Origin of the sequence: Pseudomonas sp. USTB-Z, from assembly GCF_019691255.1 — a bacterium.
GTDB classification, from domain to species: Bacteria; Pseudomonadota; Gammaproteobacteria; order Pseudomonadales; family Pseudomonadaceae; genus Aquipseudomonas; species Aquipseudomonas alloputida.
Map to the genome: position 1 here is coordinate 25,352 of NZ_JAECZP010000003.1, position 21,820 is coordinate 47,171.

General features: G+C 62.5%; 18 protein-coding genes. 8 read left to right on the forward strand and 10 right to left on the reverse strand.

The annotated features are described in order from the left end of the window. Positions 1-117 precede the first annotated feature (117 nt). Together I8746_RS04110 and I8746_RS04115 are read left to right on the forward strand one after the other, a co-directional pair. Entirely contained in the window at positions 118-708 is a 591-nt protein-coding gene (locus tag I8746_RS04110) for a biliverdin-producing heme oxygenase (protein ID WP_070095728.1), read from the forward strand. Between the two features lie 199 nt (positions 709-907). Beyond that, a complete protein-coding gene (locus tag I8746_RS04115) occupies positions 908-1,282 on the forward strand; it encodes a hypothetical protein (protein WP_014860835.1) in 375 nt (124 codons plus the stop codon). A 29-nt stretch (positions 1,283-1,311) separates the two neighbouring features. Here I8746_RS04115 and I8746_RS04120 read toward each other — a convergent pair whose 3' ends face one another. Then, positions 1,312-1,467, reverse strand: coding sequence for a DUF2986 domain-containing protein (locus tag I8746_RS04120; protein WP_003250831.1), 156 nt, complete (start codon positions 1,465-1,467; stop codon positions 1,312-1,314). Between the two features lie 210 nt (positions 1,468-1,677). On the opposite strand from I8746_RS04120, the gene I8746_RS04125 reads away from it, so the two are divergent. Continuing rightward, on the forward strand, positions 1,678-3,432 hold the full coding sequence (locus tag I8746_RS04125) for a phosphoethanolamine transferase CptA (protein ID WP_221100184.1): 1,755 nt from the start codon (positions 1,678-1,680) through the stop codon (positions 3,430-3,432). Between the two features lie 10 nt (positions 3,433-3,442). Here I8746_RS04125 and I8746_RS04130 read toward each other — a convergent pair whose 3' ends face one another. Genes I8746_RS04130 through I8746_RS04145 form a run of 4 tightly spaced genes read right to left on the reverse strand, consistent with a single transcriptional unit; the run spans position 3,443 to position 6,847 of the window. Then, positions 3,443-3,973 carry a membrane integrity-associated transporter subunit PqiC gene (locus tag I8746_RS04130; protein WP_004575415.1) on the reverse strand — a complete coding sequence of 177 codons (531 nt, stop codon included), beginning with the start codon at positions 3,971-3,973 and terminating at the stop codon, positions 3,443-3,445. 11 nt (positions 3,974-3,984) lie between these two features. Continuing rightward, positions 3,985-5,625: an intermembrane transport protein PqiB gene (locus I8746_RS04135; protein ID WP_221100185.1), complete on the reverse strand. Its 1,641-nt coding sequence runs from the start codon at positions 5,623-5,625 to the stop codon at positions 3,985-3,987. Next, on the reverse strand, positions 5,625-6,254 hold the full coding sequence (locus I8746_RS04140) for a paraquat-inducible protein A (RefSeq protein WP_012052818.1): 630 nt from the start codon (positions 6,252-6,254) through the stop codon (positions 5,625-5,627). The genes I8746_RS04135 and I8746_RS04140 overlap by 1 nt, the downstream gene beginning before the upstream one ends. Further along, positions 6,251-6,847, reverse strand: coding sequence for a paraquat-inducible protein A (locus I8746_RS04145; RefSeq protein WP_014860839.1), 597 nt, complete (start codon positions 6,845-6,847; stop codon positions 6,251-6,253). Before I8746_RS04145 ends, I8746_RS04140 begins: the two co-directional genes overlap by 4 nt. A gap of 150 nt (positions 6,848-6,997) precedes the next feature. Here I8746_RS04145 and I8746_RS04150 point away from each other — a divergent pair, with 150 nt between their 5' ends. Continuing rightward, on the forward strand, positions 6,998-7,471 hold the full coding sequence (locus tag I8746_RS04150) for a YMGG-like glycine zipper-containing protein (protein ID WP_003250819.1): 474 nt from the start codon (positions 6,998-7,000) through the stop codon (positions 7,469-7,471). Between the two features lie 49 nt (positions 7,472-7,520). Here I8746_RS04150 and I8746_RS04155 read toward each other — a convergent pair whose 3' ends face one another. Next, the gene (locus tag I8746_RS04155) at positions 7,521-8,426 is read right to left on the reverse strand and encodes a LysR family transcriptional regulator (protein ID WP_019751912.1); all 906 of its coding nucleotides are present in this window, start codon (positions 8,424-8,426) and stop codon (positions 7,521-7,523) included. A gap of 277 nt (positions 8,427-8,703) precedes the next feature. On the opposite strand from I8746_RS04155, the gene I8746_RS04160 reads away from it, so the two are divergent. After that, a complete protein-coding gene (locus I8746_RS04160; protein ID WP_003250815.1) occupies positions 8,704-9,090 on the forward strand; it encodes a VOC family protein in 387 nt (128 codons plus the stop codon). 41 nt (positions 9,091-9,131) lie between these two features. Next, positions 9,132-9,701, forward strand: coding sequence for a hypothetical protein (locus tag I8746_RS04165; protein WP_221100186.1), 570 nt, complete (start codon positions 9,132-9,134; stop codon positions 9,699-9,701). Positions 9,702-9,877: 176 nt separating this feature from the next. Here the strand turns inward: I8746_RS04165 and I8746_RS04170 are convergent, their stop codons facing one another. From I8746_RS04170 to I8746_RS04180, 3 genes are all read right to left on the reverse strand, one after another. Further along, entirely contained in the window at positions 9,878-11,557 is a 1,680-nt protein-coding gene (locus I8746_RS04170) for an MFS transporter (RefSeq protein ID WP_012052821.1), read from the reverse strand. 261 nt (positions 11,558-11,818) lie between these two features. Further along, positions 11,819-12,238: a VOC family protein gene (locus I8746_RS04175; protein ID WP_012052822.1), complete on the reverse strand. Its 420-nt coding sequence runs from the start codon at positions 12,236-12,238 to the stop codon at positions 11,819-11,821. Positions 12,239-12,313: 75 nt separating this feature from the next. Next, positions 12,314-13,240 carry an alpha/beta fold hydrolase gene (locus I8746_RS04180; protein ID WP_003250808.1) on the reverse strand — a complete coding sequence of 309 codons (927 nt, stop codon included), beginning with the start codon at positions 13,238-13,240 and terminating at the stop codon, positions 12,314-12,316. 182 nt (positions 13,241-13,422) lie between these two features. Between I8746_RS04180 and I8746_RS04185 the strand changes: the two genes are divergently transcribed. Beyond that, complete coding sequence (locus tag I8746_RS04185) at positions 13,423-18,312, forward strand: NEL-type E3 ubiquitin ligase domain-containing protein (RefSeq protein ID WP_311044807.1); 4,890 nt, start codon at positions 13,423-13,425, stop codon at positions 18,310-18,312. Positions 18,313-18,319: 7 nt separating this feature from the next. On the opposite strand, the gene I8746_RS04190 is transcribed toward I8746_RS04185, so the two are convergent. After that, entirely contained in the window at positions 18,320-20,824 is a 2,505-nt protein-coding gene (locus tag I8746_RS04190) for a UvrD-helicase domain-containing protein (RefSeq protein WP_012052824.1), read from the reverse strand. 185 nt (positions 20,825-21,009) lie between these two features. Between I8746_RS04190 and I8746_RS04195 the strand changes: the two genes are divergently transcribed. Beyond that, entirely contained in the window at positions 21,010-21,708 is a 699-nt protein-coding gene (locus tag I8746_RS04195; protein ID WP_014753512.1) for a pirin family protein, read from the forward strand. The last annotated feature ends 112 nt before the right edge of the window (positions 21,709-21,820 follow it).

A 21,820-nucleotide genomic window follows, 5' to 3' on the forward strand; every position in this document is an offset into this window, starting at 1 on the left:
AGCCTCGACCTTGCGCTCCATCATTGCGAACTCGGTCAGGTCGGGCGTGTGACGCTTGATGCTTGCCAAGGATGGCAAGCATCATGGGGACCTTGCTCTATTGCCACGGATACGCCGATGACCGCTGTAACTTCCCCCTTCACCGAACCAAGCCGCTGCAAACGCCTGAAAGCGGCCAGCAGCAGGGATCATGACAGCGTCGATCAACTGGTAATGGCAGCGCGGCCCTTCGAGAACCGCGAGCGTTATGGTCGTTTCCTGCAGGTGCAGCACCGCTTTCATGGCAGCCTGCTGGCGTTGTATCAGGATGAACAGCTCAACCAGCAACTGCCGGGGCTGGCGGCGCTGTCACGTTTTGCGGCAGTCGAGGCCGACCTGCGCGACCTGGGCCTGTCGCTGCCAACGTCCACCCAACCGGTCTGTGTCAGCTCGGCCCAGGCCTTGGGATGGCTGTATTGCAGTGAAGGCTCGAACCTGGGGGCGGCGTTTCTCTACAAGCACACGCAACGTCTTGGGCTGGAGGGTGACAAGGGCGCCCGCCACCTGGCCCCCCACCCGGATGGCCGAGCGCTGCATTGGCGCGCATTTGTTGCCAGGCTGGACAGCCTGGTGCTGGGGGAGCAGGAAGAAGCAGAGGTGGTGAAAGGGGCGATTGCTGCGTTCGACAGTTACCGGCGGCATTTGCGTGAGGTGTTTGCAGGCCTATGACTGTCCAGTGGGGCACTCACGGCGGCTACTGCACAGCGCCAACCACCCCGGCAAAGTTCTTCAAGTTGTTGCTGTAGCGAACTTTTTCTTGATTCCCTGTCTATGTGTGAGGCACAGAAAGGTAGCGGAACGCGAGACAAGGTTCGCCCCACACCTGCTGGCCAGATGGCTCATTCGTTATCAGAGGTTGGCTACGCTCATGAAAATACATGTCGCAAGGTTGGTGCTGCTCGGCCTGTTCTCGCTCGCGGCGGTGGGCACGGCATCGGCAACGCAAATGAAAGCCGCCGAACCGGTTTCACCGGCTGTCCAGTCACCGTTAAAGCCAGCCGGCAACCCTTGGTCGAGCGTGGCCAGCGTGGCCGTTGAACAGCCAGCCACCCTCCTGGCGCATGATGACGATCGCTGGCACGACCACCGAAGCGACTGGCGCCGCGAACAGTGGCGGCGTGAACAAGCCCGCCGGGACTGGGAGCGGCGGCGCGACTGGGAACGGCGCCGTGATTGGGAGCGCCGCCATGAGCGCGCCATGCGCCAGCGTCATCATGACGCGCATCATTACTACCGCCGTTGAAGCCCAAGCGATCGGTTTTAGGGGCAGTGTCAGTCGGCCAGCTGCGGAGCCTCCCCCGCCGCCTCTGCCTCCATCTTCAAGCGGTCCGCCTTGCAGATGTACTTGGGCTTGCGTGGCGCCAGTTTGGCACTGGCCTTTTTGGCATGCGCCTGCAATAGCTGCTTGATCTTCTTACGACGGTTCATACTCTACGGGGCCTTTCAGGACGTTTCGCTGCCGCCATCATACCCCGGCAGCCTGGGAAAGCGCAGTGAACAGCCCAGCTTATGCCTGCTACGGCCACGCAGGTCACAGGATTCAACGCGTTGACGTATTTTTCACAGTCCGCAGATTAGCGTCACGCCCTTTCCGGTCACGCGCACAACCGCTGGCCGCCAAGGTACGACGAGGCATACGTGTCAAACACTACATCCCCCGCCGCGCACAAGCGCGTGGACTGGGCCGGGCTCGGCTGGCTCTTGCTGTTCTTCTGGTATTTCTCCGGTGTAACCCAGGCGCTGCTGCTGTTCAGCGGGACGACCGGCTTCGCCGGTTTTCGCGATGCGTTATTCCTCAGCAGCCTATGGCTGGCGCCCGTCCTGTTGCTGCCGCGCTTCACCCGCGCCACCGCGGCAATCATTGGTCTGGTGCTGTGGGCTGCATCGCTGGTGGGCCTGAGCTACTTCGGCATCTATCGCCAGGAATTTTCACAAAGCGTCATCTTTGTGATGTTCGAGTCCAACACCGCCGAGGCTGGTGAGTACTTCAGCCAATACTTCAGCGTGGGGCTGGGCCTGGCACTGGTGCTGTACACGCTGGTCGCGGTAATGCTGTGGCGACGCGTGCGCCCGGTCAGCCTGCCGCTGCGCAGCCGACTGCCGGTGGTCGTGCTATTGCTGGTGGCCAATCTGGTCATGCCGTTCTACAAGCAGATGGTCACCCAGGAGCGCAACTTCGCCGATGCGCTCGAAAAAGTGCAGCAGCGAATGGAGCCGGCCGTCCCTTGGCAGTTGCTGGTCGGCTACCGACAGTACCGCCAGCAACTGGACAACATGCAGAAACTGCTGGCCCAGAATGCCGCACTGCCACCGCTGCAAAACCTGCGAGACAGCAGTGGTACAGCGCCACGCACCCTGGTATTGGTGCTCGGCGAGTCGACCACCCGCGAGCACATGCACCTGTATGGCTATAACCGCGATACCACGCCCAACCTCGACGCGCTGGCCGCCAGCGACAAGGGCCTGACCGTGTTCCGCGACGTGGTATCGCCGCGCCCGTACACCATCGAAGTGATGCAGCAGATTCTCACGTTCGGCGACGAGCAGAACCCGGACCGCTTCCTCAGCGACCCGTCGCTGATCAACCTGCTGAAACAGGCAGGCTACAAGACCTTCTGGATCACCAACCAGCAGACCTTGACCAAGCGCAACACCATGCTCACCACCTTCTCGCAGCAAACAGACGCGCCGGTGTACCTGAACAACCAGCGCAACCAGAATGCCAGCCAGTACGATGACGTGGTGCTGGCACCGTTCGAGAAAGCCCTGCAAGACCCTGCGCCCAACAAGTTCATCATCGTGCACCTGCTGGGCACGCACATGGACTACCGCTACCGCTACCCGGACGACTATGCGCACTTCAACGACAAGCAAGGTGTGCCAGCCAAGCTGACGGCGGACCAGGTAGAAACCTACAACTTCTATGACAACGCGGTGCGCTACAACGACTATGTGGTGTCGACCCTGATCAAGCGTTATGCGGCAGGCAACCCCAACGGGTTCCTGATGTACCTGTCCGATCATGGTGAAGACGTGTACAGCTCCGGTGACCACGACCGCCTGGGGCGCAATGAAGGCGCACCGACCCGGCCGATGTACACCATCCCGTTCCTGCTGTGGACCTCGCCTAGCTGGCAGGCCGAACACCCGCGTGACTTGCAGGCAATGGCCAACCGCCCCTACAGCAGTTCGCATCTGATCCATACCCTGTCAGACCTGGCCGGATTGAGCTACGACCGCTATGAACCGGCCAAGAGCCTGGTGAGCCCACAGTTCGTGGTAGCACCACGCTGGATCGGCGACCCGTACCGCAAGGATGGCTTGCGCGAGTTCGATCAGCTGCCGCAGGACAAGGCCGACGGGGCACAGGAAACAGCCAGCACCCGGCAGTAATAAGGCCGGTTCATGCCCGGCAGCTACCCTGCAGGGCACTCCCCCGCACCGCCTCGGCCAACTTGCGCAGGTTGGCCTGGTGTGCATTCACCAGGCTGGTGATGCTGTTGTCCGCGGCAGTCTGCACAGACGTACGGCAGGTCAGCTCGGCCTGCCCTTGCTGCTTCAGGCGCCACACCGCCTCCAGCGAGGCATAGCGCCCTGGTACCGTGTCGAAGCGCTGCACATCCACCCGCAGCGACGCCTTGCCACCGCCTGCCGGGCCGCCCAACAGGTCCTGCAGGGCGCTGCGGAATTCATCCACCAGGTTGGCGCCCCACCACTCCGTCTCCAGGATGGCCAGGCCGCTCTGCCCTTGCCGCACCACCAACTGTGGGCGGTCGACCTGGGGCGGCACAGCCACCCTGACCACCTGGATGCGCTGGCCGCTGTCACGTACCGGTTCGCTCGGTACCAACGTGTGGTAGTTGTTCGGCGTACTGCTGCAGCCCCCGAGCCACACCAGCAGGCTGGCCACACATACATTGCGCAGTCGTTGCATCGGCTGTCTCCTCAGGGTTCAAGGTCTGCGGGGCCGGCCGCTTTCGGCCGGCCACGAATGAGCGACTCGGGGTGGCGGCCCAGGTAGTCGGCAAGGTCACGTAGCGACCGCGACATGCGCTCCAGCTCGTCCAGTGTTTCGCCCATTCGCTCGCGCTGCGGCGAATCTTCGGAAATGGCCGAGTTGGCCGTGCGCAGGGTCTTGTGCACCTCGTCCAGCGCCACCTTCACCTCCGGCAGCGTCTGGCCATTGAACTGCCTGAGGCTGGCGCGCAGCTCACGCAAGCTACCGTCCAGGTTACCGGCGATGCTTTCCAGCGGCAGCTTGGCAATGCGCTCCATCACCCGCTGCAGCTGTTCCTGCAACTGCTCAAGGCTGCCGGGCAGCGTCGGGATCATGATGGGGTTGGCAGCCATGTCGAAGGTCACCTTGGGGGCATCCGGGTAGAAGTCCAGCGAAATGAACATCTGCCCGGTGATCAGGTTGCCGCTACGCGCCTGGGCCCGCAGCCCATGTTCGACAAACGTGCCAATCAGTTTCCGCGCCCCTTCCATATCACCCTCGGTGTGCTTGAACACCGCCAGCATCTTGCGGTGCACCGGCCCTAGCCGCTGCGGGTAAATCACCGCATCGACCACTACCGGGAAGCTCTGCCGCGTAGCATCGTAATCGAGCTGGATCGAGGTGACCCGGCCAAACTCCACCCCCTTGAATTCCACTGGCGCGCCCACCGACAGGCCACGCATGGCCTGGTCGAAGCGCAACTGCAGGTACTGCGCCTGGCCATGCGGAGGCGACAGCGCCATGTCGCGGTCCGCGAATAGCTGGAAGCGGGCCTGGTCGGCAGCAGGCTCGGCTTGCGCGGCGAAATCGGGCGAGCCGAAGGCCAACCCGCCCACCAGAATCGACGACAGCGATTCGGTATCGACCTTCAGGCCATTGGCACCGATCTGCATGTCGATGCCACTGGCATTCCAGAAGCGCGTGTCAGCAGTGACGAAGGTGTCGTAGGGCGCCTGCACGAACACGCCAATCTCTACCCCCTTGCCATCGCCCTGGAGGGCAAAGGACACCACTTCGCCCACCGGGATCTTGCGGTAGTAGATCGAAGAGCCGATATCCAGTGAGCCCAGGTCGCTGGCGACAAGAACGAAACGCTTGCCCTTTTCGTCATAGGTGATCGGCGGTGGCAGTTCCAGACCGACAAAGGACTTTTCCGGCACCTTCGACTCGCCTGAATCGGCCCCGATGAAACTGCCCGAAAGCAGCGTGTCCACCCCGGAAACCCCGCCCACGCCGATGCGCGGTCGCACCACCCAGAAGCGCGCCCCCTGGGTAGCAAACGAACGGGCATCGTTGGAGAGCTGAACCTTGGCCACCACGCTCCTCTTGTCGTCGGCCAAGTCCACCGTGGTCACTTCGCCAATCACCACGCTGCGGTATTTTACCTGGGTCTTGTGCGCCACCAATCCCTCGCCACTGTGGAAAGAAATGGTAATCACCGGCCCTTGCTGCATCCAGTTGCGCACCACCAGCGAAGCGCCGATCAGGATCGCCAGGATCGGCACGATCCATACCAGCGACACACTCCAACGTCGGGTGCGCACTTCAACCTGCTCAGGGCCCTCGCGCTTGTCAGTCTGTTGCCCCATCAATGCGGCCTCCCCTCGTTGGCATGGCTATCCCAGATCAAGCGTGGATCAAAGCTCATCGCAGAGAACATGGTGAGCACTACCACCATGCCAAAAAACAGAATGCCCACACGCGGCTCGATGGTGCCCAGCCCGCGCAGTTGCACCAGCGCAGCCACCAACGCCACTACCATCACATCGAGCATGGACCAATAGCCGATCAGCTCGACGAAGCGGTACAGCTGCGAACGCTGCCGGCAGGCCCAGGAAGAACCACGCTGGGCAGTGAACAGCAGCAGGCCAAGGGAAAAGAACTTGATGGCGGGCACACCCACGCTGGCAATGAAAATGATCAGCGCGATGTCCCAGGCCCCGGCTTCCCAGAACTCCAGCACGCCACCGCCAATGGTGCTTTCTGTACCACTGCCGAGCATTTCGGTGTGCATCACCGGCAGCAGGTTGGCGGGAATGTAGAAAATCAGTGCGGCCAGCAGAAACGCCCAGCCACGGCTGATGGCATTGGCCTTGCGCCGGTGAATGACGGCGCCGCAACGGTTGCAGGTGTGCGCGCCACTGCGCGTGTCGCATGCCTGGCCACAGCCATGGCACAGACACAAGCCAAGGTCGTGCGCCATGGCTGGGACAGTCATACCTGTTCCCACAAATCGCGGATGTCCTTGCCGGCAATGTGGATGATCAACATGCTCAGTGCGGCCAGGGCCAGCAGGCCGATACCGGGGATCACATCGAGCAGCCCCGCCAGCTTGATCACCGCCACCATCGCCCCCAGCAGACACACCTCCAGCATGCTCCAGGGCCGCAGGCTTTCCAGGCCACGCATGCACAGGGCAAAGCCGGGGGCACGCTGACCGGCAAGGGCAAAACTCAACACCCAGCACAACAGGGCAATTTGCAGCAGCGGCGCAAAAATGATCGACAGCGCCATGACCAGGGCGATGAAGGTGATACTGCCGTGACTGAGGATCTGCACGGCGTCCCACAATGTGGCCGAGTGGGTCAGCCCCTGCATGCCGATGGTCATCACCGGGTAATAGTTGGCGAACACCAGCAGGACACCGCCAGTCACACTCAATGCCAGCCGCTGCTCGATGGTCAGTGACCTGTGCCGGTACAGCACGCCGCCACAGCGCTGGCAAAGGGCACGTTGATGTTTGAGCAGCGGTGCACGGTGGTACACCGTGTCGCAATACTCGCAGATGATCAGATCTTGCGTCTGGCTCATGGTTTGCCCGCAGGTAGCCTTGGATCAGGCCAAGAGGCTAATCGGAACGGCGTCTGATATCCGGTGTAGACCATCTGGGCAAAACTTCCATCACGACCTCAAAGGCGAACTATCCTGTGAGGCGGGCTTTCCGCCCGGTGGAGGTGTGCCATGCGTACGTTCACGTGGAGTTACCTGTTGATGCTGCTGTGCGCAGCATCGGCCGCCCAGGCGCAGTCGGTGGTGCCGCTCAAGGGCCAGAGCAGCCAGCAGATGCAACTGGATATCAACGATTGCAATACCGTCGCCACCAATGCCGCAAACGGCACGGCGACGTCCAGCGACCCCCATGTCGGTGGCCGGGTTCGCGGTGCAGCTGCGGGTGCCGCCGCCGGTGCTGTAGGCGCGCAGGTGCGCGGCAACCAGCATGACGCGTTGTATGACCGGGTGGGTGACGATGCCAAACAGCAATACCGGCAGAACCGTGCTGGCGAAGTGGCCGCCGCCGGAGCCGCGGTCGGTGGCATGCGCCAGCGTCAGGACCGGCGCCAGGACCGGCGCGGCCAGGACGAAGCCAAAACCCAGGCCCATGCCAGTGCCTACAGCGGTTGCCTGCAGGGGCGCGGCTATCAGGTCAGCCCCTGAGCAATGCCACGCCATGCGCCTCCTGCCGGGGTAGCATGGCGTGCTCAGTTCAGAACTTCGCCAGCTCTTCCCGGCAAAACTCCACGAACAACTGCGCCGGCTTGGTCAGCTGGACTCGCTTCAACCACGCCGCAGCCAGCCCCGACAGCGCCACCGGCTCGGCAATGTCGAGCATTGCCAGGCGCTGGCCGTCATAGGTGTATTCCGAGTGCGGACGGGTTACCAGCAACGAAAAACCGAAACCCTGACCGACCATGCCGCGCACCATCTCGATCGACGGCGAACTGAAGACAATGTTCGGTGCCAGGCCCATCTCGTTGAACAAGCTGACGAAGTAGGTGCGGCTAGGGGCCACGTCCAGCAGGATCATCGGCTCCGGGCACAGGTCGCGCAGCGAGACCTGGGCCTGGCCGGCAAAGCGGTGGTTCTCGGGTAGCAGCACATAGGGCTTCTGCGGCGGCATCAGTGGCTCGGCCTCGATGGTGCCATCCAGGTCGTGGTCATAGAGAAATGCCAGGTCGAATGTTCCGGCGGTCAGGCCCTGGATCAGGTCCTGCTGTTCACCGTCGCGCAGGCGAATGTCCACACCCGGGTAGCGCTGACGAAAACCGGCGATCAGGCGCGGCAGGTAGAGTGGCGCCACGGTTTCGAAACAGCCAATGTCGATTTGCCCGGCGACGGTATCGTTGTCGGCCAGGGCGTTCTGTTCGAACTCATGGGCCATCTGCAGCAGCGACTTGGTCTTGGCATAGAAGCGTTTGCCACTGGGCGTCAATGACACGCCCTGGGCGTGGTGGCGAATGAACAGCTGCACACCGAAACTTTCCTCCAGGCTCTTGATGGCCGTGGAGATGGACGGCTGGGCGATGTACAGCTGGCGTGACGCTTCGGCCACACTGCCCGCTTCCACGGTGGTGACGAAGTACTTCAGTTGTCGCAAGGTATAGGCAGCCACAGGGTACCTCTCTGACGCGGGTCTGGGCAGGCTGGGATCATGCCTCACACTTTACCCTTGGCTGCCGCTCTGCGGGGGCTGAGCGCTGAAGGATTTACCTATGCCTTGAACAGGTTTTTTGTAGGGTCTGCCAGTACCTCGTCTCACAGGCCTGCGTAAACCGGCGCCGCACCACGCTTGCACCTGTAACGGGCCCCCGTGGCACTGCAACCACTGGTCAAAAACGCCCGAACGTCTTTACTGATAGTCATCGGCCCCAGGTAAACGGTGTGTGCTTATGAAGATCGTGGTCACCAGCATCCTCGTCGACGACCAGGCCAAGGCCCTGGCTTTCTACCACTACGTACTCGGTTTCGAGCCCAGGCACGACATCCCCATGGGCCGGCACCGCTGGTTGACCCTGACTTCGCCCAACGACCCCAATGGCGTCGAACTGCTGCTGGAACCCGACGCGCACCCGGCGGCCAAGGTGTACAAGGCCGCGCTCAAGCAGGATGGCATCCCCGCCACCTCGTTCGGCGTGCGCGATATCCAGGCCGAATACACCCGGCTATGTGCAGCCGGTGTGCAGTTCATCCGGCCACCCACCCCAATGGGGCCGGTTACCGTGGCGGTGTTCGATGACACGTGCGGCAACTTGATCCAGATTGCCCAGAAGCACTAGCCGGTTGCCCTTACCCCAATGCGCACCCACAAGGAAAAAAGATGCGCCACGAATTCAGCGAAGTGCTCAACGACCTGGTCGACTACTTTCTGCTCGGCGATATCCAGTTGCTCGAGCGCTTCAAGCAAGACCATCAACTGCCCGACGACCTGGCCGGTGCGTTCACCCACGGTGACAGGGGCGACCAGGCGGTGCGCGAAGGCATCGTGCTGCCGCTGGCCGGTGTCGACAACCTGCCCTACCGCATCCTGTTCACCCTCGATAACCACACACCGGCCCTGCGCGAGGCCGGCAGCCGCCTGAAGCACCGGCGCAATGGCTATGTACTGCGGATCGAGCACGGTGCGCTGATGCTGTACACCTGGCGCATCCTGCAGCACTTCACGCCCAAGACCCTGGGTGACCTGATGGCGCGTTACCAGGTGCCAGGGCGGCCGATCATCGAACTGGACAATGGCTGGTACGACGTGGAGGTGCTGGCGGGGGCACTGGTGCGCGACGGGTTGTACGAGCCGGCATTCGAGTTCGTGCTGAAGAAGCGCTGGAGCCGGGGTGAGGCGACAGCTGTGGATACCGGGTATGCATTCGGGCTTCGTGGCTACTTCGACTGATTGATCGCCTGTGCCGGCCTCTTCGCGGGCAAGCCCGCTCCTACACACCATTCGAGGCCTGTGCCGGCCTCTTCGCGGGTGAACCCGCTCCTACACTGCATTCGAGGCCTGTGCTGATCCTTTCGCGGGTGAACCCGCTCCTACAGCGAAGGGGCCAGCACAGGCAAACTCGACCTTCAGGTGTGAGTGATATCCCGATCCTTGGTCTCCGGCAGGAAGAAGATCCCCAACACCGCCGTCATCACGGCAATCACGATCGGGTACCACAAGCCGTAATAGATATCCCCGGTCGCTGCCACCATGGCAAACGCCACGGTCGGCAGGAAGCCGCCGAACCAGCCATTCCCGATGTGGTAAGGCAGCGACATCGAGGTGTAGCGGATGCGCGCCGGGAACAGCTCCACCAGCCAGGCGGCAATCGGCCCGTAGACCATGGTTACGTAGATCACCAGAATGGTCAGCAGCAACAGCACCATCGGGTAGTGGATCTTCGCCGGATCGGCCTTTTCCGGGTAGCCCGCCTCTTTCAAAGCACCACTCAGGGTTGCGGTAAACGCTTCGCTTTGCACCTTGAAGTCCGCCGCCGCCAGGCTGCTGCCATCAAAGCTCGGCAATACCCGTTCGCCAATGCGGATCTGTGCCACGCTGCCGGGCTCCGCCGCTTCATTGGTATACGGGATGGCGCGCTTGGCCAGCAGGCTCTTGGCAATGTCGCAAGAGCTGGTGAATTTGGCCTTGCCCACCGGGTCGAACTGGAATGCACATTGGCCCGGGTCGGCCACCACCACCACCGGGTTCTGCTCCTGGGCAACGAATACATCCGGGTTGCCGTACTCGGTCAGCGCCTTGAAGATCGGGAAGTAGGTCAGTGCAGCGATGATGCAGCCGGCCATGATGATCTTCTTGCGGCCAATTCGGTCGGACAGGCTGCCAAAGAAAATGAAGAATGGTGTGCCGATCAACAGTGAACCGGCAATCAGCAGGTTGGCGGTCTGCGGCTCGATCTTGAGCGTCTGCAACAGGAAGAACAACGCGTAGAACTGCCCGGTGTACCACACCACGGCCTGGCCGGCGGTGCCGCCGAGCAGCGACATGATCACCACCTTGAGGTTGTCCCAGCGGGCGAACGATTCGGTCAGGGGCGCCTTGGATGCCTTGCCCTCGGCCTTCATCTTCATGAATACCGGCGACTCGTTCAACTGCAGACGGATGTACACCGAAATCGCCAGCAGCAGAATCGACAGCAGGAACGGTATCCGCCAGCCCCAGGCCTCGAACGCTTCCGTCCCCATGGCCGTGCGACAGGCCATGATCACCAGCAGCGACAGGAACAGCCCCAGGGTGGCAGTCGTCTGGATCCAGGCGGTGAAAAAGCCGCGTCGGCCCTTGGGCGCATGCTCGGCCACGTAGGTGGCCGCGCCGCCGTACTCACCGCCCAGCGCCAGCCCCTGCAGCAAGCGCAGGGTGATCAGGATGATCGGCGCGGCCACGCCAATCGTGGCGTAGCCCGGTAGCAGCCCCACCACTGCGGTGGACAAGCCCATGATGACAATGGTGATGAGAAAGGTGTACTTGCGCCCGATCATGTCGCCCAGGCGACCGAACACGATGGCGCCGAACGGTCGGACGGCAAAGCCGGCGGCAAAGGCCAGCAAGGCAAAGATGAACGAGGTGGTTTCATTGACGCCAGCGAAGAAGTGCCTGGCGATAATCGCGGCGAGTGAGCCGTACAGGTAGAAGTCGTACCATTCGAACACCGTGCCCAGGGATGAGGCGAAGATGACCTTGCGCTCCTCCTTGGTGATGCCGCGTTGGGGCGCGCTGCTGCCCGTGGATGCGCTGTCGAGAACCGCCATGGGTTGCCTCCGTCATGTTGTCATGCAGGCCGGAGCACCTCACAACCACTTCACCGTCGCACCCAGGCCCTTGAGCTTGCTTTGTTTGCGCGAAGCACGACGAGGCGGCCCGCCTCGGATCGCAGCAAGGTAAATGAAGCATAATCGGGATTGCCTGGATATCCACCCGCCAGGCCCTGCACAAGAAGACGGCCTGGACTACACGGCAGCACCGGGTGCTGGGCGATATCGGGTTGGCTGACGATTTTGGCGGGGGCGGTTTCAACCGCCAGGCATTACCGGCCCCTTCAACTCGACCTGATTACCGTCCGGGTCGTAGCAGTAAAGCGAAAGCCCCTCGCCTTCGGCACCATAACGCTTCTCGGCAGGCTCCACCTTTACCCCGGCGGCTTCCAGATAGGCCGTCAACGCGGCCTCGTCAAACGGCTCGATGCGCAAGCAGAAATGGTGCAGGTTGCGCCCTTCCACGCCCGGTGCAGCTCCGCCTGGCTGCCCCAGCGGGCCATCCAGGGTTACCAGGTCGATCATCGCCGTGCCCGTGGCCAGGTGCACCATGCCCAAGTCTTCGCGCACGCGGCTGACGGTGCAGCCGAGCAGCTCAGTGTAAAAGGCAACACTGCGCGGCAGGTCGCTGACCCGCAACACAAGGTGGTCGATGTGCTTGATGGTGAAAGGCCGCATGCCGGGCTCCCTGTGGCGTGTTTGCGAATACGTTCGCCACCATAGCCCAGGTTCACGCGGCGTGACCAGAATCAGCTACTCGTTCACCAAGCGTTGCAGAACGCCCCCTTCATGGCGCGTCAGGATACGCAGCAACTGGTCGACCAGCGCCCGGTCCGGCGCATCCAGGTGGAAGTGGTGCCCGCCTGGGTGCCAGGAGACTTTCGCCTGGCTGGGCAAGGCGGCCTGACGCCGGGTAAAGGCCTCGCCGGTGAAGGCCCCCTGGCGGCCGAACAGCAGGTACAACGGGCAGCGGATCTGACTGAGCAGGTCGCAGGCTTCGCGCTCGGTCAGGGGCATGGGTTCGGGCAATACCAGCCGCGGGTCGTGGCGCCAGCAATAGCCATCGTCCAGCTGCAGCAGGTCGCGCAGCGCCAGCAGCCGAGCGGCACCTTCCGACAGTTCGGTGTCCAGCCGCTCGCGGCGTTGTGCCAGGGCGGTGTCCAGGTCGTCGAAGCGACCAACATCCGGCTCGGCAAAACCCGGCAACTGGCTACGCTGTACCATGCGCTTGAGCCGGTAAGCCCGCGCCAGGTGCTGCACGCGGTCATCCTCGGCCACCGTGAACGGTGCCCCCATGCCGTCGAGGAAGGTCATGCTGGCAATGCCACTGGTCATGGCCGCCAGCAGCGACGCTATACCGGTGCCCATCCCATGGGCCAGCACATGAAATTGCGCCAGGCCCAGGCTGTCGGTCACCGCCAACATGTCTTCGGCATGCTCCCACAGGTAATAGCCGCTGTCGTGGCGACGATGCCCAGAACGGCCATGGCCGATCAGGTCGGGGGCCACCACGAAGCAGCCGTCCAGCATCGGTGCCAGGCGCTCGAACGAGGCAGCGTTATCCAGCCAGCCATGCAAGGCCAATATGGGAATACCGTCTTCTGCCCCCCAGGTTCGAACCGCAATTTCAACGCCATCGAGGTCTAGCAGGTGGTCTTTCGGACTGCACAGCGAACGCATTGCAATTCTCCTTGGCTGAAGCCTGCACCATGGCCTGCCTCACCCTCTCGCAGATGCTCCCTCGCTGCCAGCCCCCCACCGACCCGCGCATACGCAGGACCGACTGCTGCCAACAACTATCTACCGCACCCCGGCGCCTTGATCAGCGTGGACTGTCTCCCCCCACAAAAGAGATGGTGACCATGACAACCCCGACACCGTTACATCAAAGCCAGATAACCCGATCGTTACCGAAATGGAGCAAGGCGCTCCAACCCACGCATACGCGCAAAGTGGTGCAGAGCCTGTACAAGGAGTACCTCGATGAAGATGGCACCCCTTACTCGTGGTATGCCACTGCCGATGGGCCAATGCGTGAGCAGTTGCACAACGCGTTGCAAACCCGTAACAAACGGCTGGCGCAGGTCAAGCAGGCGCTAGGCGAGTTCAAGGACATCATCGCGTTCTGCGGCCCTCTGTTGACTGAGCGGTTGAAGCTGAATGTACCCGTAGACAGGGCGCAGTATGTGTTCCAGCCCTTTGAGTCAGAGGCCAACATCTGGGTTGGCGTTCCCGATGTGGAAACGCCTTTGGTCCCGGACGTGGAAGCGGACGTGCTGGCCACCCGCCCCGTCGGCCAGCCGCAAACACGCAGTTTGCTGGAGGCTGCCCTGCACAACTTCGAGGGGCTGGACGAAGTCGGTCCTTACAGCAGGCTCACCAACGCCGCTGGCAGCGACACGCCCCTGGCAGGCCTGACGATGGCGGACTTCGTCAGACATTGTCGGGCACTGGACCTTGGCAAACGCTATCAAGACCATTTGCTTGCAACCCATGAAGGCGCCAATCGCGCTGAAATCCAGCGCCTGTCAATTGCAGCGAACCGTGAGGCCTTGAGGGTCCAGGCATTGATCGCCAAGCTCAAAGGCCTGCTGAGCGAGGCCGGGCTCGATGCGCTTGGGCAACTGTGCGACGGCAAGCCTCACCCCACCTATGAAAACGAGGCGTTGCATTGCTGGCACTTCAACCTGTTCGATACCCCCGTCCACGAAATACTGTTCATCGGGCCAGACAACCCTTACCGCAAGAACCCCTGCATTGTGTATATCCCTGGCGACAGCGAGCACCCGGTAAGAGAGTTCGCTTCTCGTCAGGAAGCGGGCAAGCACCTGCGCAGCCGGCTATTGCAAAGCGAGTTTCGCCGCGCTTTGGTGCATTTCGCCTACAAGGACAGGCAAAAAGAACTCGCCCTAAAGCTGGAAATCGCGCTGTTCGAAGAGGATGAAGCGGGCATACGCAAACCCCGCATCATGCCAGTGATCCCTTTTACGCTCTCGCCCATCAGGACCGACCCTTGGACGTCCTTGTACAACGCACACCTTGCGCGCATGAAGGCCGACGCAAAAACCATTGCTGTGCCTACCGCCGAAGTCGACGCCAACGCCCGCAATGAGCGTCTGAAGTACTGGTTCGACCTGGGGATGAACGTGCTGAATGTCGCCGCGTTCTTCGTGCCGGGTTTGAACACGGTCATGCTAGGCGTTTTTGCTTACGACCTGATGAGCTCTGTTTTCACCGGGTTCGAGGCCTGGGAAGAAGGTGATACCCGGCAGGCACTGGCGCAGTTGGAATCGCTGGCCATCAACGCGGGCGTGATTGCCGGCTTTGCAGTGGGCACCAGGATCGTCCAGGCGTCTGGCTTTGTCGATGCACTGAAAAGTGTATGGCATGAAGACAAGGAGGTGCTCTGGCACCCCGACATGAAACCCTATGCGAGCACGGCGGCTATTCCTGAGGGGGCTCAACCCGATCTGCTCGGCCATGTACACGTCGATGGGAAGACCTACCTGAAGCTGGATGGGACCCTGTACGAGGTGTTTCAGGGCACTGATCAGCAATGGCGCGTGCGCCACCCCGATGACGCGCAGGCCTATGCCCCACGCTTGCTGCATCAGGGTAACGCCCGCTGGCAACTGGCCCATGAACAGCCTCTGGAATGGGACCGCGAACAGCTCGCGCGCCGCCTCGGCAGCCATAGTGCAGGCCTGGACGACAGCGAACTGGACCATGCCATGCGCAGTACCGGTACCGATCCAGACGTGCTGCGCCGCACCCAGGCAACGGGCCTGCGTCCACCCGCTTTGTTGATCGACACGCTGCAGCGGTTGCAACTGGACAATCAGACACAACAAATCATCAACTGCGTACGCCATGGGTTGCCGCTGGCTGCGTACAAGAACTTTGCCTTGCCTGAGTTGCTGCGCCTGCCGGGGTGGCCCGAGGGGAACGTGCTCAAGGTTTACCAAGGGCCAGAACCCTGGGGCGAATCTGTGCACTACGGCCCCCCTCACACGCTGGGCCAGACAGAAATCGAAATTACCCGTACCGACCTGGACAATGGCCAATTGAGCCAGACCGTGCTGGATCAGATGGATGAACAAGCCATCAGGCATTTGCTCGGTGACACACCAACCGAGCACCGATCGTCCGCACTGAACAACAAGCTTGCGCAACACCTGGAACAGCACCGCGAAGCGCTGTTTGAGAGCCTGCAACAAAGGCACCGTCCCACACGCCCAGCAACCGCACAAACCCTCGCCCGGCAGTTTCCTGGGCTGCCGGACAGCGCGCTTGAAGCATTGCTTGGCAACATCAGCAACGCCGAACGGGAACGCCTGACCAACGGCCGGGTGCCGCTTCGCATTGCCGAGGAAGCGCGCCTTCTGCAAGCTCGAGCGCGGCTTGACCGCGCCCTCCTCGGCCTGTTCAGGCCTAGCCTGGCCAACGACGACAGTCTACGCATCAAACAGGCGCTGCAAGCCGCGCACCCGCAGGCTGACCCGGCCCGGTTGCTGCAACTTGCCCTTGACGATCGCCAGCACTGCGCCTCACTGATCGGCCAGCAACCCATCAACCCCAGGTTCCGCTCCCCTTTGCGGTTGGCCAACGGCCAGCTGGGCTATCCTCTGAGCGGCCGTGGCCTGCAAGGACGAGCCTTGCCGGCTGCACGTCGACTCCGGGCGCTCTACCCCGAACTCAACAGCGAGCAAATCAGTGGGCTACAAGCCGAACTGGCTCGAGGAGGTGACCTGGGTAGCGCCATCAACCGGCTGGAGGTCGAGCAGCGTACCCTCAACCGGGATCTCAACCGCTGGGTAAGCACCGCCCGCACCCTTGAAGAGCGCTTTGATCGCCAGCAATGCACCGAGCGATTGATGAGTGCTTCCCGCCGTGAAGGCGGCGCGCACGCCAAAACACTGGTACTGGACCGTATGCAGCTCGAAGCGCTACCCGCTTTCACTGCACGCATGCCGCATATCCGCAATCTCAGGCTCGAGGGGTTACAGATGCGGCGCCTGGAGGGCAGCTTCCTGGCAAACTTCCCTAACCTGGAAACCCTGGAAATCATCGGTAACCCGGACATCGATGCCGAAACATTGTTCGAGGCGCTCAGGTCGGCACCACGGCTACGCGAGCTGGGCCTGACAGACAATGGCTTGACCACCCTTTCACCCACCGCCCAACAGGCCATCGGGGCTATGCCCGGCCTACGGCTACTCTGGCTCAGCCGCAACCGGCTGCAACTTGACACCAACAGTTTAGGCTTCCTGACGCGCTTGCCCCTGGATGCCCTCGGCCTGGGCCACAATCAAATCACACTTGACGAAAGCCTTGCCGCCCAGTTCCAGGACATGATCCACCCCACTGTACTGCACCTTTCAGGCAACCCACTGCAACTGGCGCCCGACCTGCGCTTCATGGCCCGTCTTGTCCACCTGGAGCTTGAGCGTTGCGAACTGCAGCAGTGGCCCGACAGCCTGACCGTCCTGATGAGCCAGCCCCAGTACCAACTGCGCTACCTGAACCTGTCGTCCAACCGCATTCGTACCCTGCCAGACCTGCCTGGTGTGCTGCGTACCCCGTTTGCCCGCGATGTCGCCGCGCACTTGCCGGAGCGCCGCTGGCTGTTCAACTACAACACCCTGGAAGCCCAGACACGTGCACGCCTGGGCAGCAGCGGCGTGAACGTATTCGAGCACGCAGAAGACGTGCCACTGTGGCAGGGCATTTTCCGTGGCGAGGCGAGCAGTGCCGAAGAGCAACTGTGGAGCGACCTGTTCGACCAAGGTGAAAACGCAGCGCTGCTGGGCGTACTCGAACGTCTTGCCCAATCGGCAGAAGCGCAGCGTGATGGCGAGGCCCTGAGGGCACGCGTCTGGAAGCTGTTGGATGACGCGGCCCGCGACACCGCGCTGCGTGAACGCCTCGCCACCGTGGCCGGCGACTTCCCGCCAACCTGTGGCGACGCAGGTGCCGACGCATTCAGTGCCTTGGAGATAGAAGTGCTGGCCCACGAAGCGGCAGCCGTCGCCGGTAGTCGACCCGCTGATCTACTGAGCCTGTATGGCAAGTTGTATCGACGCAGTCAGGTCAATCAACTGGCCGATCGCATCAGCTGGAGAAGGTCCTTGCGCAAACAGGCGCTGCTCGACGGGGCCTTCGATGAAAACCTCCCCCCCTACGATGAGCTGGACGACCCCTCAGCCTTTCCAGACAGCGAACTTCAAACGGGGCTGGTGGACGATGTCGAGGTACGTTTGGCCTTGCGCCAGTCGTTGGCCAGCGCGCTGGACTACCCTGAGCCGAGCCGAGGCATGCTGTACCGCAATACGGCCAGAATCAACGACACAATCATCGAAATGGTGAAAGCTGCGGTCCGTTCCCTGGACAAGGATGCCATCGCTCGAGAGCAATGGTTGACCCAGCAGCCTGGCTGGGTCGAGTACTTGAAACGAGAGCATGCGGCACAGTTCAGCCTGATCACCGACTTCTGGCGGCCAGGCCTTGACTACCTCTATTACTGCCTGGATGAAACCGCCGACCCAGTGACATCACTGGACAGCTCTGTGCGACGAGCCTTGGCCAGGGTCATGCCCGAAAGCCCGGTGGATGCTGAGGGCAGGCTGCGGCGCGTCGTGCTCAACGAGCAGCAGTATCGCCAGGGCGTGGACGCGCTGACTGCCGAGCAGCAGCAGGTTGAAACCGGTCTGCTGATCAGCCTCACCCGCCAGACGCAAACAATCGGCCGCTGAACCCCACTCACTGCCCGCGCAGGTCTTCGAAGAAGGCCTGCTTGCCGTCCACCTGGCTGGACGCCCGTGGGGCCGCTGCGGCGTCACCGCTGGCGGTCTCCACGTGCCAATAACAGTGCTGCACTGCGCGGGTCACCGCCACGTAGGCCAAGCGCTGCACTTCTTCCTTCTGTGCCGAGTCGAACGGTTGGGCATCACCTGCCTTGCCCAACCCGGCCTGACGGTATACCTGGTTCTTGTAGGGTGAGCTGGTCAGGTACTGGCAGTCACCCAGCATGAACACCGCATCGGCCTGCAAACCCTTGGCACTGTGGTAGGTCAGCTGGCGCAGCCGGCGCTGCTCGGCCGGAAGCGCCGCGTCGGCGTGCAACACGCTTTGCAGGTGCTCGTTCATCAAGGCCCGGTCACTGCCCTTGCGGTACAGCATCATGACCGTCTCACCCCGCTGATAGTGCTCGACAAGCGTTTCGCCCAGTGCAGCCTCGTCACGGTCGAACACCTTGACCGGCGAGCCGGGCAACTCAGCCGCCGGGCCACTGGCGCGGGCTTTCTTGCCGGCAATCGCCGGGGTGCCCTTGACCAGGTGCTCGGCCGCATCGATCACCTGTTGCTGGCATCGGTAGTTGTCGATCAGCATCACCCGCGTGTTGGCCGGCGACGGGAACGCCTTGGTGAACTCCATGAAATACTTGGGCGAGCTGCCACGCCAGCCGTAGATCGATTGCCAGTCGTCCCCCACGCACAGCAACGACGAATGCTGGGCATGGCGCCCGGTGTGCATGGCCGGGCCGCGGCGCCGTATTTCGGCGAGGCTGGCACGCAACCAACTGACGATCTGTGGCGACACGTCCTGGAACTCGTCGATCATCAGGTGCGCCAGCGGCCGCAGCAATGGATCGGGCAGCAAGTGCAGGTTTTCTGGGTTGTTCTCGCCAAACAGGGCGAACATGCGGTTGTAGCTCATCACCGGCGGCGACTGGTCCAGCAGGTGCGCTTCCAGGGCTTTCCAGTACAGCGCCAAGGCCTCGAAGAACAGTGCATCGCTGTCGCCGGACGGAAAGCTCATCGCCGCCACCGCTTTGTTCACCTCCAACCCAAGGTTCTCGATGAAATTGGCCGCACTGACGAACGCATCCAGCAGCGGCGCCGGGGCCAGTTCGCCCTTGACCTTGTACTCGAAGCCAGGGCCGGCCACGGCATCGCCCGCCAACGATGCCGCCAGGCGCCTGGCCATGGCGTAGTTGTCGAGCCAGATCAGCGGCCTGTCGCAGAACGCCTGCAACAGTGTGCGCTTGACCGCCCACTCGGCACGCACGGTCAGCTTGGCGCCGGGGCGCTGGTACTGCGCGCTTTGTGCGGGGTCGAAGCCCAGCACCACCAAAGGCCCCTGGCCTTCCAGGCGGCCATGCACATGGAAGCGGCTGCCACGGATGTCGACCGTTTCGCGGCAGGGCTCGATGCCCTTGATCGGCCAGACGCCAGCGGCGAACCACAGGTCCTCGATCACGTCGCACAGTTCTTCGTCGCGCTGGGCGGCCAATTGGGTCACCTGTGCGCGCTTCTGCACATCGGGGTTGTTCGGGTCCAGCGGCTTCAGTTGCAAGGCTTCGCTGCGCAACTGGCCGACCAGCTCGGCAAAACGCGGGCTCTCGCCCAGCAAGCTGCTGTAGCACTGGTTCAACTGCTGGCGCTGGGCATCGTTCAGGCGCAGGTCGAACGGGTTGCTGTCGGCCTCGGCCTCACGCCCGGCAGGCATCTCGTGGCCCAGTGTTTCAAATGCACGCACCTGGCCGAAGCCTGGCAGGCTGCGCACCAGCGGCAGAATGCGCGAATGGAACGTGCGCACCAGCTCGCGGGCCTGCGCAGGCTGCAGGTTGATCTGCCACAGGGCGAACACCTGCAGCAGGCGCTTGATGAAGTCCTTGCGCGACTCGCGGGTGAAGGTGACCACGGTCATCGCATCCAGCTCGTAACCCAGGTAATGACGCAGCAGCAGGATACGCAGCACCAGCGACGTGGACTTGCCTGCCCCGGCGCCTGCCACCACGCAGGTAGACGGGGTGTCACTGAAGATCAGCTTCCATTGCGCGGCGCTGGGCTGGGCTTCGGCGGGCAGGCGCTGGGCGACATCGGCCTTGAAGCGCTTTTTCAACTCGGCCGTCAACGGCAGGCGCCAGTCGTCGAACAAGTTGTCATCCTGGCCTGGCACGGCGGCGCTGTCGGGGCGCGTATCGCGGATCACCAGCACCTGGCGCCCCGCTTCATAGCCCTCCACGCGACCACGCTCGAACCCCTCACGCACACCATCGGCATGGCCAGTGCGCTGGCCTGTGGCGTGGCCGAGGAACCACGAGTCGCGGTGCTGGGCTTGCAGGCGGGTCAGGCCACGCCCCAGCAAGCGGGCGGCCAGGCGGCGAAACCAGGGCAACTGGGCAGGAGGGGTAAGGTCGGCGGGGGCCAAGGGTTGCTCGTGGGCCACGGTCACTCCGTTGAAAATCAAAACAGCAGGCATGTTCGCCGCATCGACGAAAAATCGCCAGCGAATGCTTGCAGATCAGTGGATTAGGCGATGAAGCGAATAAAACGCCACATAAAAAGCATCTATAAAACAGATTGTTTTAAGCCGATATTTACGCTTATTTTCGATGTTTCTTTAGCGCATCATGGCGTCATTCCACTGATTCAAGGAGCACGACCATGCTGCAACTGCGACCCTTCGAAAGCCTCGGCCACGCCAACCATGGCTGGCTCGATGCCCACCACCATTTCTCGTTTGCCGAGTACTACGACCCGGCACGCATGCACTGGGGTAACCTGCGGGTTTGGAACGACGACCTGATCGCGGCCGGCAGCGGCTTCCCACCGCACCCGCACCGCGACATGGAAATCATCACGTATGTGCGTGAAGGCGCGATCAGCCACCAGGACAGCCTGGGCAACAAGGGCCGTACCGAAGCCGGTGATGTTCAGGTCATGAGCGCCGGTACCGGCATTGTGCACAGCGAGTACAACCTGGAAGACATCGATACACGAATTTTCCAGATCTGGATCGTGCCGGAGCGCACCGGTGAAGCACCGCAGTGGGGTAGCCGGCCGTTCCCCAAAGGCGAGCGCGGTGAAGGCTTCGTGACCTTGGCCAGCGGCCGCGCGGGTGACGAGGACAGCCTGCAGATCCGTACCGATGCCCGTCTGGTGGCTGCCACCCTGCGGGCGGGTGAAACCGCCGAGTACCGCTTCGATGCCGCACGCCGGGGTTACCTGGTGCCGGCCAAGGGGCTGGTGGAAATCAACGGGTTGCGGGCCAAGGCGCGCGATGGCGTGGCGATCGAGCAGGAAGCGGTGCTGCGGGTGACCGCCATTGAGGACAGCGAGATCGTGCTTGTGGATGTGGCCTGAAAACCAGGCCTGTGACAATCCATGTCGCAGCGCAAGGCGGCTCCCATGGAACAACCGCTAACCCGTATGGTTAGCAGGGTTTTATGGGGGCACGCTTGCGGTCCTGGACCTG